12 protein-coding genes are annotated in these 12,013 nt (G+C 66.7%); 9 read left to right on the top strand and 3 right to left on the bottom strand.

What is annotated here, in order from left to right; genetic code table 11:
• Positions 1–235: 235 nt before the first annotated feature.
• The gene (locus K6L26_RS12490; protein WP_085140343.1) at positions 236–1,624 is read right to left on the bottom strand and encodes a salicylate synthase; all 1,389 of its coding nucleotides are present in this window, start codon (positions 1,622–1,624) and stop codon (positions 236–238) included.
• Between the two features lie 141 nt (positions 1,625–1,765).
• Complete coding sequence (hemW, locus tag K6L26_RS12485; RefSeq protein ID WP_085140344.1) at positions 1,766–2,938, bottom strand: radical SAM family heme chaperone HemW; 1,173 nt, start codon at positions 2,936–2,938, stop codon at positions 1,766–1,768.
• 93 nt (positions 2,939–3,031) lie between these two features.
• Here hemW and K6L26_RS32025 point away from each other — a divergent pair, with 93 nt between their 5' ends.
• From K6L26_RS32025 to K6L26_RS12445, 9 genes are all read left to right on the top strand, one after another.
• Complete coding sequence (locus tag K6L26_RS32025) at positions 3,032–3,136, top strand: Ms4527A family Cys-rich leader peptide (protein ID WP_350222970.1); 105 nt, start codon at positions 3,032–3,034, stop codon at positions 3,134–3,136.
• Between the two features lie 124 nt (positions 3,137–3,260).
• On the top strand, positions 3,261–4,949 hold the full coding sequence (locus K6L26_RS12480) for a nitrite/sulfite reductase (protein ID WP_036393620.1): 1,689 nt from the start codon (positions 3,261–3,263) through the stop codon (positions 4,947–4,949).
• A gap of 8 nt (positions 4,950–4,957) precedes the next feature.
• The gene (locus K6L26_RS12475; RefSeq protein WP_019348195.1) at positions 4,958–5,659 is read left to right on the top strand and encodes a phosphoadenylyl-sulfate reductase; all 702 of its coding nucleotides are present in this window, start codon (positions 4,958–4,960) and stop codon (positions 5,657–5,659) included.
• 7 nt (positions 5,660–5,666) lie between these two features.
• The gene (locus K6L26_RS12470; RefSeq protein WP_221853201.1) at positions 5,667–6,380 is read left to right on the top strand and encodes a sirohydrochlorin chelatase; all 714 of its coding nucleotides are present in this window, start codon (positions 5,667–5,669) and stop codon (positions 6,378–6,380) included.
• A 145-nt stretch (positions 6,381–6,525) separates the two neighbouring features.
• Positions 6,526–7,905, top strand: a complete 1,380-nt coding sequence (locus tag K6L26_RS12465; RefSeq protein WP_221853200.1) for an MBL fold metallo-hydrolase — start codon at positions 6,526–6,528, stop codon at positions 7,903–7,905.
• Positions 7,906–7,946: 41 nt separating this feature from the next.
• The gene (locus K6L26_RS12460; protein WP_221853199.1) at positions 7,947–9,158 is read left to right on the top strand and encodes an NAD(P)/FAD-dependent oxidoreductase; all 1,212 of its coding nucleotides are present in this window, start codon (positions 7,947–7,949) and stop codon (positions 9,156–9,158) included.
• Positions 9,158–9,754: a rhodanese-like domain-containing protein gene (locus K6L26_RS12455; protein WP_019348191.1), complete on the top strand. Its 597-nt coding sequence runs from the start codon at positions 9,158–9,160 to the stop codon at positions 9,752–9,754. The genes K6L26_RS12460 and K6L26_RS12455 overlap by 1 nt, the downstream gene beginning before the upstream one ends.
• A complete protein-coding gene (locus K6L26_RS12450; protein ID WP_221853198.1) occupies positions 9,751–10,611 on the top strand; it encodes a sulfite exporter TauE/SafE family protein in 861 nt (286 codons plus the stop codon). The genes K6L26_RS12455 and K6L26_RS12450 overlap by 4 nt, the downstream gene beginning before the upstream one ends.
• Positions 10,612–10,672: 61 nt before the next feature.
• Positions 10,673–10,933, top strand: a complete 261-nt coding sequence (locus tag K6L26_RS12445) for a metal-sensitive transcriptional regulator (RefSeq protein ID WP_019348010.1) — start codon at positions 10,673–10,675, stop codon at positions 10,931–10,933.
• Positions 10,934–10,952: 19 nt separating this feature from the next.
• Here the strand turns inward: K6L26_RS12445 and K6L26_RS12440 are convergent, their stop codons facing one another.
• Positions 10,953–11,999, bottom strand: coding sequence for a sulfate/molybdate ABC transporter ATP-binding protein (locus K6L26_RS12440; RefSeq protein WP_019348009.1), 1,047 nt, complete (start codon positions 11,997–11,999; stop codon positions 10,953–10,955).
• Positions 12,000–12,013: the final 14 nt, after the last annotated feature.

Genomic DNA, 12,013 nt, shown 5'->3' with positions numbered 1-12,013 from the left:
CAGCAGGACTCCGGAGCAAGGAGAGCAAGGTAAGTCTGGGTAGGCTTGCCTAAATACGCTGCCGACATGCGGACCATAGTGGCACACGATCCGAGCGGGCAGGAGTTTTACCTCAGAACCGGCTGTGAATCTCCTGAACGCCCCCAGTATGGCGATGACGTGCGGATTTCCGGCACGACGCGGCCCTTTTGGCTATCCGTTCACCATCGAGCGAAGCCGCCGCCGCTGTGTTAGCTCACTCACATGTCCCAGCTCCCTCGATGAGGTACGGCGACAACGTACTCAGCTTCTCGCAGGTCTCCTCGAACTCACGGTCAGGAGTTGACTCGGCGATGATGCCGGCCCCGGCCCGCAGCCAGGTGTACCCGTCGGCCTCGTAGGCCGCCCGCAATGCGAGTGCCGCGTCGAGAGACCCGTCCGCGGAGAACATCGCCACGGCGCCGGAGTACAGGCCGCGGGGCAGTTCGTCGTGCCGCAGGATCGCGTCGACGCCCTCGGCCTTGGGAATTCCCGAGGCCGTCACGGCGGGAAACAGCGCCTCGAGCGCATCCATCCGATCCATCGACGGGTCGAGGCGCGCGCCCACGGTCGACCCCAGGTGCTGCACGCTACCGCGCTCACGGATGGTCATGAAGTCGGTGACGGTCGCGGTACCGGGTTCGGCGACTTCGGCAATCTCCTTGAGCGAACTGCGCACCGAGATCGCGTGTTCGACGATTTCCTTGGAGTTGGATTCGAGATCATCACGGGCTGCCTGATCGTCGGCCGCGCCGCGGCCGAACGCCCTGGTGCCCGCCAACGGCTCGGTGACCACAAACCCGTCCTGGTGCACCGCGGCGACCAGTTCGGGACTGTAACCGAGCGCGCGAAGTGGTCCGATCCGCAACAGGAATGACCGGGCGGGGTTGTTGTGCCGGCGCCCCAGCCGGTAGGTCGACGGAAAATCCAGCCGGAACGGCACGTCGAAGCGCCGCGACAGAATCACCTTCTGATACCGCCCCTGACCGATCTCGTCGATCGCGGACGCCACCCGGTCGCGATAACCACTACCGTCCTGCCGGATATCGACGGCGCGAGGGGCAGCCGTCGGCGGGGCACCCTCGGCGATCAGTCGCCGCACCACATCGTGGTGACGCTGCAGGCCACCGAGGACGGTGACCCGTTCCGCGGTGACCTCGATCTGCGTCAGCGGACTGAAGACCCGTGCCAGCGGGGTCCTCGGCGGCAATCGGTCTTCGAGACCGAACTTGTAGGCGCCGAATTCGAATGCGACCCAGCCGAATGCGGTGTCGGCACTGGTCTCGGAGTCGGCGAGCATCAGATCTACCGCTTCGCCGAGCACCGCGCCCGGTCTGCCGGTCCACGGCCGCCGGGCCGCGACGGCCCCATCCCGAACGAGCCGCAGTTCATCGCTGTCCAGCTCGACACCACACTGGGCTCCGGAGGCCAGGATCCACCGGTTTCCGCGCTCGTACACCACGTAATCGCTGCCGTCGCCGGACAGCGCGCGAGCGATCTCGGCGACCAGATCGGCCGGGCCGGCCGAGTTGTCGCCCGCAGGCAGCTCGAACGAGGCGAGCGCGGCCGAAGCATTGCAGTCAGCGTGGTCGTTCTTGGTGAGCATTCGGCAAAGCTTAGCCTCGCCTTACTCATTGCACAGACCTACGTATCTACTACGGAATCAACACCTTCCGCACATCTGGCTCACATGTATCCACAGCAGTCTCACAGGTTTTACGCAGAAACCCGCCGATCGCCGCGGCGCCTACCCCAGCAGGTCGCGGACGACCGCATCCGCCAGCAACCGGCCGCGGTCGGTCAGCACCAGGGCATCCTCTCGCCGCAGCAGAAGTCCTTCACCGCAAAGATTCTCGGCCCGTTCCCGTTCGCCGGCATCGAGTAACCCCACCGGGAGGCCGTCTCGGACCCTGACCCGCAGCATCACTTCCTCGACATGCCGGTCGCGAGCATCCAGCTCCTCGAAATCGGCTATGGGCAACCGATTTTCGGCCAATGCCTGCGCATAGGCATTGGGATGCTTGACATTCCACCATCGGGTAGCGCCCAGGAAGCCGTGCGCCCCCGGGCCCGCGCCCCACCACTCGCCGCCGCCCCAGTAGCCGAGGTTGTGCCGGCACTCGCCACCTTCGACACTCCAGTTCGACACTTCGTACCAGTGCAGACCCGCCGCCGACAGCCGGTTGTCGAGCAGCTCATAGCGCTGCGCGAGGACGTCGTCGTCAGGCCGGGCGACCTCGCCGCGGCGTACGCGGCGAGCCAGGGCGGTGCCGTCCTCGACGATCAGCGAGTACGCCGACACATGGTCGACGCCGGCGCCCACCGCGACGTCGATCGAGCGCAGCAGATCGTCGTCGGTCTCCCCGGGGGTGCCGTAGATGAGGTCGATGTTGACGTGGTCGAACCCCGCCGCCCTGGCCTCCACGGCCGCCGCCGGCGCCCGGCCCGGGGAGTGCGTGCGGTCCAATACGGCCAGCACCTGCGGAGCCGCCGACTGCATGCCCAGCGATACCCGCGTGTAGCCGGCGTCGAGCAACGTCGCGAACATCTGCGGGGAGGTGGATTCGGGATTCGCCTCGGTGGTGACCTCGGCGTCGGCGGCCAGCTCGAAATTGTCCCGCACCGCGCCGAGCACCGCGGCCAGACCCGCGCCACCCAGCAACGACGGCGTCCCACCACCCACGAACACGGTCTGCACGGGCACCGCGCCGACGCACTCGGCCGCCAGCTGTAACTCGACGCGCAAGGCGGCCAGCCAGCCGTCGGGGTTGGCGCCACCCAATTCAGCCGGCGTGTACGTGTTGAAGTCGCAGTATCCGCAGCGCGTCGCGCAGAACGGCACGTGGATGTAGATCCCGAATGCGCGTCCCGGAACGGGCGCCAGCAGGGGTTGGCCGGCGAGCTCGGTGCGCGTGGTCATGGTTTGATTTTCCCAGACTGTCCAGCGCCGACTTTTGCTCACCGTGAACGCAAATATGGCCCGGTTAGGGCAGGTGGCGACAATCGTGGCAGAATGTCGGGCGTGACTGCCGCCCACAACAGCACCACCCGCATTGCGCTGGTGGCTCGTCGGCATGTCGATTTCAAGCGCGTCTGTAGCTGTTGCTGTCTGCCCTGATCACGCGTTGATTTCGGACCCCGCCCGCCCCATAGTTTCAGCTGGCACCGGATCTGCGCCGCCGGACAGCCACCGGTGATCTGCGCGGTCTACATGCCAGCTCCTTTATCCGAGGAGCACAACAGTGACTACCCCCGAGGCACCTGCCAAGGCCGACCGGCCCGCCAAGAAACCCCGCGACGAAGGCCAGTGGGCGCTGGGCAGCCGCGAGCCGCTCAACCACAACGAGCAGTTCAAGCAGGAAGACGACGCACTCAACGTGCGGGATCGCATCCTCAACGTCTACTCGCGCGACGGCTTCGCCAGCATCGCCAAGGACGACCTGCGCGGGCGGTTCCGGTGGATGGGCCTCTACACCCAGCGCACCGAAGGCTACGACGGCACCTTCACCGGTGACGACAACGCCGACCTGCTCGAAGCCGAGTACTTCATGATGCGCGTGCGCACCGACGGCAAAGCCCTCTCCGCTCAGGCGGTGCGCACCCTCGGACAGATCTCCGTCGACTTCGCGCGGGACAGCGCCGACATCACCGACCGGGAGAACCTGCAGTACCACTGGCTGCGCATCGAGGACATCCCCGAGGTCTGGCGCCGCCTGGACGAGGTCGGCCTGCAGACCATGGAAGCCTGCGGCGACTGCCCCCGCGGCATGCTCGGGTCTCCCCTGGCCGGCGATTCGCTGGTCGAGGTGCTGGATCCGACGCCCGCACTGAAGGAGATCGAGCGCCTCTACATCGGCAGCCCGGAGTTCTCCAACCTGCCGCGCAAGTTCAAGACCGCGATCTCCGGGTTGCAGGACGTCGCCCACGAGATCAACGACGTGTCGTTCATCGGCGTCAACCACCCCGAGCACGGCCCCGGCCTTGACCTGTGGGTCGGCGGTGGGCTGTCCACCAACCCCATGCTGGCCCAGCGCGTCGGCGTGTGGGTCCCGCTGGAAGAGGTCGCCGAAGTGTGGGCCGGCGTGGTCGGGATCTTCCGCGACTACGGCTACCGCCGGCTGCGCTCCAAGGCGCGGCTGAAGTTCCTGGTCAAGGACTGGGGTACCGAAAAGTTCAGAGAAGTTCTCGAACAGGAATATCTCAAGCGTCCCCTCATCGACGGCCCGGCCCCGGAGCAGGTGCCGCACACCGTCGACCACGTGGGCGTGCAGAAGATCCGCAACGGCCTCAACGCGGTCGGCGTCTCGGCGATCGCGGGACGGGTTTCGGGCACCATCCTGACCAAGGTGGCCGACCTGATGGAGGCCGCCGGTTCGGACCGCGCGCGCCTGACCGCCTATCAGAAGCTGATCATCCTCGACGTGCCCGACGAGAAGCTCGATGCCCTGCGGGCGGGCCTGGACGCGCTGGGTCTGCAGTCGCAGCCGTCGCACTGGCGCCAGAACCTGATGGCCTGCACGGGTATCGAGTACTGCAAGCTGAGCTTCGCCGACACCCGCGGTCGCGCCCAGCACCTGGTTCCCGAGCTGGAGGCGCGGTTGGGTGACCTCAACGCCGAGCTCGACGTACCCGTCACCGTGAACATCAACGGCTGCCCCAACTCGTGCGCCCGCATCCAGGTCGCCGACATCGGTTTCAAGGGCCAGATGGTGGACGACGGGAACGGACCCGAGGAGGGCTTCCAGGTTCACCTCGGCGGCAGCCTCGGCCTGGACAGCGGTTTCGGGCGCAAGCTGCGCCAGCACAAGGTGCTGGCGACCGAACTCGGCGATTACATCGAGCGGGTCGTCCGCAATTTCGTGAAACAACGCGAGGGCAACGAGCGTTTCGCCCAGTGGGCCGTTCGGGCCGACGAGGCGGACTTGAGGTAGACGACGAGATGAGCACTTTGACTGAAGCGGAATTGAAGGAACTGGTCGAGCGGGGCGCGGCCGAGCTGGCGGACGCCACCGCCGAGGAGCTGCTGCGCTGGACGGACAAGCACTTCGCCGGCAACTATGTGGTGGCCTCCAACATGCAGGACGCGGTCCTGGTCGAGATGGCGGCCAAGGTGCGCCCGGGCGTCGACGTGCTGTTTCTCGACACCGGCTACCACTTCGCCGAGACCATCGGCACCCGTGACGCCGTGGAGCAGGTGTACGGCGTGAACGTGGTGAACGTGCACCCGGAGAACACGGTTGCCCAGCAGGATGCGCTGCACGGCAAGGACCTGTTCGCCCGCGACGCCGCCGCCTGCTGCCGGATGCGCAAGGTCGAACCGCTGAGCAAGGCCCTGGCGGGCTACACCGCGTGGGTCACCGGTATCCGCCGGGTGGAGGCGCCGACGCGCGCCAACGCGCCGCTGATCAGCTGGGATGCCGGGTTCGGCCTGGTGAAGATCAACCCGATCGCCGCTTGGTCGGACGAGCAGATGCAGGCCTACATCGAAGCCAACGACATCCTGGTCAACCCCCTTGTCTATGACGGCTACCCATCCATCGGATGCGCGCCGTGCACCAGCAAGCCGGCCGAAGGCGCCGATCCGCGTAGCGGGCGGTGGGCCGGCCAGGCCAAGACGGAGTGCGGGTTGCACGCCTCGTGAGGTTGCCGTGACGCTCGTTCTCACCGCACACGGCAGCGCAGACCCGCGTTCGTCGGCGAACGCGCATGCCATCGGGGGCCATCTGCGCCGTCTGTTGCCCGACACCGAGGTGCGGGTCGCGTTCTGCGAACAGAACGCGCCCAACCTCACCGAGGTGCTGCCCGAAGTCGAGCCCGGTGCCGTGGTGGTGCCACTGCTGCTGGGCAGCGCCTACCACGCCCGGATCGACATCCCGGAGCTGATCGCGAACGCCGGCGCCGAAGTCACCCAGGCCGATGTGCTCGGCGACGATCCTCGCCTGCTGCAGGTGATCCGGGAGCGGCTGACCTCGGTGGGTGTTTCACGATTCGACGCCGACCTGGGCGTGATCATGGTCGGGGTGGGTTCATCGCATCCCGCCGCCAACGCGCGGACGTCCGCCCTGGCCGGCGTTCTGGCCGAAGGCACCCGCTGGGCCGGTACTCAGGTGGCGTTCGCCACAGGGCAGACCCCGTCGCTGCCGGAGGCCGTCGATCAGCTGTACCAACGCGGCGCCCGTCGCCTGGTGATCGCTCCCTGGTTCCTGGCACACGGCCGGATCACCGATCGGGTTGCCGAATTTGCTTGTGCCGCAGGCATTCCGATGGCCGAGCCGCTCGGCGCGCACCGCCTGGTGGCGGCCACGGTGCTGGATCGCTACGAAGAGGCCCTGGCCGCACGCAGCACCGGCTTCGCCGCCTGAGCCCTTCGGCCTTCACGACAATCGCGCCCCCGGTTACCGACCGGGGGCGCTTTCGCCAGCTTGACCTACATACCCCAAGGGGTATAGTCGGGGCTATCGGCATACCCCCCTAGGTATGCGGATCGAACCGTCAAGGAGTTGAACAATGAAGTTCATTCAGTACTACCTGGACTGTCTGTCGCACGCGTCCTACCTGATCGGCGATGAATCGTCGGGACATGCCGTCGTCATCGACCCCCAGCGTGACGTCTCCGAGTACCTCGCCGATGCCGAAAAGCTCGGCATGCAGATCACGCACGTGATCGAAACCCACTTCCACGCCGACTTCCTGTCCGGCCACCTCGAGCTGGCCGAGGCCACCGGCGCGGCGATCGTGTACTCGTCGGTCGCCCAACCGGAGTTCGACTACCTGGGAGTCGAAGACGGACAACGCCTTTCGCTGGGCGAGGTGGAGCTGGAATTCCGCCACACCCCGGGGCATACCCCGGAGTCGATGAGCATCGTGGTCTACGAACACGCCGACGATGACGTGCCCTACGGCGTCATGACCGGCGACACCCTGTTCATCGGCGACGTCGGCCGGCCCGATCTGCTGGCGTCGATCGGTTTCACCCGCGACGAGCTGGCCGACAAGCTCTACGACTCGCTGCACGAGAAACTGCTACCGCTGCCCGATGCCACCCGGGTCTTCCCGGCCCACGGCGCGGGATCGGCTTGCGGCAAGAACCTGTCCACCGAACTGTCGTCGACCATGGGCGAGCAAAAGCGGACCAACTACGCACTGCGAGCGCCCGACAAGGCATCCTTCATCGAATTGGTCACCGCGGGACAGCCACCCGCCCCGGGCTACTTCGTCTACGACGCGATCCTCAACCGCAAGGACCGCGCCCTGCTTGACGAAGACGCGATGCCGGAGGCGCTGGATTACGGTCAGGCCACCCGCGCCGTCGCCGACGGAGCCATGTTGATCGACGGTCGCAACCCCGAGGATTTCGCCCTGGGCCACCTGCGTAACGCGATCAACATCGGGCTGGCCGGACGCTACGCCGAGTTCGCCGGTTCGGTGGTCAAACCTGACGCGGACATCGTGCTGGTCACCGACCCGGGCGAGGAACGCGAAGGCAAGAACCGGTTGGCACGCATCGGATTCGACCGAGTGCTGGGTTATCTCGCCGATCCGGAACGGACGATGTTCGAGCACCCCGACGATGTGACGGCCGCCTCACGATTGACCGCCACCGCTTTCGACGAACGCGCGAACACCGTCGCAGACCTGCAGATCGTCGACGTGCGCAATCCCGGCGAGACCGAGGTGGGCATGATCCCGGGTGCAGTCAATATTCCGGTGGGCCAACTGGCTGACCGGACCGACGAATTGGATCGCAGCCGCCCGACCGTGGTGTACTGCGCCGGCGGCTACCGCTCTTCGGTGGCGGCCAGCCTGCTGCGCCAGCGCGGCTTCGCCGATGTCAGCGACATCCTGGGCGGCTACGGCGCCTGGGCTGAGCGCAACCACGCCGCCTGATAACCCCACACCGGCCAGAGAGACAGGAAAAGCACAACAGTATGTCGACCCCAGTCAAGTATGAGGTCCTGATCGTCGGCGGCGGCACCGCCGGGATCACCGTGGCGGCGCGGTTGCTGCGCAAGCACTACACCGACGTGGCCATCATCGAACCGTCCGACAAGCACTACTACCAGCCGCTGTGGACCCTGGTCGGCGGCGGCCAGGCCACGGCCGCCGAAACCGAGCGCGCCGAGGCAGCCGTCATGCCGCGCGGCGCGACCTGGATCAAGAATGCGGTCACGGCCGTCGACCCGGATGCCAATACGGTCACGTGTGCCGACGGCACGACGTACGGCTACGACGTGCTGGTGGTAGCGCCGGGCATTCAACTGGACTGGCACCGCATCGAAGGCCTGACCGAAACCCTCGGCAAGGACGGCGTGTCGTCGAACTACCGCTTCGACCTCTCCCCGCGCACATGGGAATTCATCCGCAACACCCGATCGGGCACTGCCGTGTTCACCATGCCGTCGGGGCCGATCAAGTGCGCCGGGGCGCCCCAGAAGATCGCGTACCTGGCCTGCGACCACTGGCGACGCGAGGGTGTACTCGACAACATCGACGTGCACCTGGTGGTGCCGACCCCACGTATCTTCGGCATCCCGGCCATCGCCGACAACCTGGACAAGGTGATCGCCGATTACGGCATCACCCTGCACACCGGAAGTGAAGTGCGGTCCATCGATTCGGGCGCGCGCAAGGTGACGATGACCAGCGTTGCCGATGGCATCGAGACGACGCTTCCGTACGACGTGATGCACGCGGTGCCGCACCAGTCGGCGCCGGACTGGATCAAGGCCAGCCCGCTGTCCACCAGCCACGTCGGCGGGGACGCCAACGGTTACGTCGACATCGACAAGCACACCATGCAACACGTGCGCTACCCGAACGTGTTCGCGCTCGGCGATGCGGGATCGTCGCCGAACTCGAAAACCGGTGCGGCCATTCGCAAACAGGCACCGGCGGTCGTCGAGAACATCGGTGCGGTGCTGAGCGGGCGTCCGTTGACCGGGTCGTACGACGGCTATGCGTCGTGCCCCATCGTCACGTCCGCGCACGACATGCTGCTGGCCGAGTTCGACTACGACTTCGCGCTCAAACCCTCCTTCCCCCTGCTCGACCCGGTCAAACCGCACCGTCCGTACTGGTACCTGAAGAAGTACGGATTGCCCGTCATGTACTGGAACCTGATGTTGAAGGGTCTTGCCTGATGTCCACCTCGCCGATCATCGATGCCACCGAGCTCAACGTGCTCAAGCAGGCCGGCACCGGTCCACGACTCATCGATGTCCGTACCCCCGGTGAGTTCGAAACCGCCCATATCCCAGGCGCTTACAACGTCCCGCTGGACCTGTTGCAGGAACACCGCGACGAGATCGCCCAGCACCTCGACGAGAACATCGTGTTGATCTGTCGGTCGGGACAACGCGCGGGCACGGCGGGCCAGGCCCTTCGAGAGGCCGGCCTGCCGAACGTCTCGATCCTCGACGGCGGTATGACCGCATGGCAGGACAAGGGATTCGGGGTGCGACGCGGCGCCCAGCGCTGGGACTTGGAACGCCAGGTTCGACTGGTGGCGGGGTCGATCGTGTTGAGCAGTGTGCTGGGCAGCATCGCCTCTCCCAAGCTCAAGTGGGTCGCCGCAGCCATCGGTGCCGGGCTGACCACCGCGGCCCTGACGAACACCTGCGCCATGGGAATGATGCTGGCAAAACTGCCGTACAACCGGGGCGCGTCCTGTGATGCCCAGACCGTCGTCGAGCAACTGATCGGTTCCAAGCAAACACATTCCGGCGCGTTGGCATGATCGCCGTCGCTGTCGCGCTGGCCGTCGTGGTCGGGGTGTCACTCGGACTCCTCGGCGGCGGCGGCTCGATCCTGACCGTTCCGCTGCTGGCCTACGTGGCCGGTATGGACGCCAAGCAGGCGATCGCCACCTCGCTCGTGGTGGTCGGGGTGACCAGCGCGGTCAGCACCCTGTCCCATGCCCGGGCCGGCCGGGTGCAGTGGCGCAGCGGCCTGATGTTCGGGGCGGCCGGCATGGTCGGCGCGTACCTGGGCGGGCTGCTGAGCTATGTCGTCGACGGATCGGTTCTGCTGCTTGTCTTCACGGTGGTGATGGTGGCCACCGGCATCGCAATGATCAAGGGCCGCACGGCATGCGAACCGACGACGCGGACCATGCCGCTCGTCAAGGTGCTGCTGATGGGGCTCGGTGTCGGCGTGGTGACGGGCGCGGTGGGCGCCGGCGGCGGCTTCCTCGTGGTGCCCGCCCTGGCGCTGCTGGGCGGCCTGCCCATGCCCGTCGCGGTGGGAACCTCGCTGCTGGTGATCACGATGAACTCCGCAGCGGGTCTGGCCGGTCACCTCAGCACCGTGCCGATCGACTGGACGATCGCGGGCGCGGTGACCGCCGCGGCGGTGCTGGGCAGCCTGCTCGGCACCCGACTGACCTCCCGTGTGGACCCTGACGCGGTGCGGCGGGCTTTCGGCTGGTTCGTGTTGCTCATGGCCTCGGTCATCCTCGGCGAGGAGCTTCATCCGACCGTCGGACTCACCGCGGCAGGCCTGACCGCACTGGCCGGGCTCGGCAACCTCAGCTGCGCGCGGCTCGGATGGTGTCCGATGCGGTGGCTCTTCGGCCCACCGACTGCGACGACTTGACCACGCCGGCATACCCCCGAGGGTATGATGAACTACATATACCCAACGTTAAGGGGACAGCATGATCTGCGACGAGGAATCGATCTCCGCCATCCTGAACCGGCTGCGGCGCGCCCAAGGCCAGCTCTCCGGTGTCATCAGCATGATCGAGCAGGGCCGTGACTGCAAGGAGGTCGTCACCCAGCTCGCGGCGGTGTCGCGCGCGCTGGACCGCGCCGGATTCAAGATCGTCGCGACCGGTCTGCGCGAGTGCATCACCGGCGAGAGCGACGAACCGATGGACGTCGCCGAACTGGAGAAGCTCTTCCTGACCCTGGCTTGACCTGGTAGCGGTGACCGTCTCAGCTGACGGTCACCGCATCATCCTGGGTCGCCGGAACCTGCGCTCCCCCGGCGATCTGCGGAACCCGGGTGGCCCGCACATAGACGGTGTCGCCCTCGATCAATCCCAGCGCCTCGGCATCGCCGCGAGTGATCTGCGCGGTGAACGGCACATGAGTTGCGGCACTGGTCAATTCGACGCGTACCTCGAATCCCAGCATCACGATGCGGTCGATGGTGGCCCGCAGCACCCCGGTCGCCTCGGCAGTGCCGTCACCGGCCGCGATGGCCAGCTCGGGGTTGCGGCCCACGCGAATGTCGTGCGGGCGCACCAGGATTCCGTTGAGTTCGGACACGGCGCCCAGGAACGACATCACGAACGCGTTGGCGGGCTCGTCGTACACCTCGGTCGGTGACCCGACCTGCTCGATACGCCCCTTGTTGAGCACCGCGATCCGATCCGCCACATCCAGTGCCTCGGCCTGGTCGTGGGTCACCAGCACGGTGGTGACGTGCACCTCGTCGTGCAGGCGGCGCAGCCAGGTCCGCAGGTCGTCGCGCACCTTGGCGTCCAACGCACCGAACGGCTCGTCGAGCAACAGCACCTGTGGGTCCACCGCCAATGCCCGCGCCAGCGCCATGCGTTGGCGCTGACCGCCCGAGAGCTGGTTGGGATAGCGGGTCTGGAAACCAGCCAGCCCCACCACTTCCAGCAGATTGTCCACCTTCTCCTTGACCTCGGCCTTGGGCCGCTTGCGGATCTTGAGGCCGAAGGCGACATTGTCGCGAACCGTCAGGTGTTTGAACGCCGCATAGTGCTGGAACACGAAACCGATCCCGCGGCGCTGCGGTGGCACCCCGGTGACATCGCGCCCGTTGATGGTGATGGTGCCGGTGTCGGGCTGGTCCAGCCCGGCGATGGCGCGCAGCAAGGTGGACTTGCCCGAGCCGCTGGGACCCAGCAGTGCGGTCAGCGAACCTGAGGGCACCTCGAAGTCGATGTTGTCGAGCGCCGCGAACTCTCCGTAATGCTTGTTGGCGCCCCGAACCACGATCGCGTCGGTCATAGCTCTTGTCTCCT

Origin of the sequence: Mycobacterium farcinogenes (assembly GCF_019739075.1) — a bacterium.
Taxonomy (GTDB): domain Bacteria; phylum Actinomycetota; class Actinomycetes; order Mycobacteriales; family Mycobacteriaceae; genus Mycobacterium; species Mycobacterium senegalense.
This window is presented reverse-complemented; position numbering and strand designations above follow the sequence as displayed.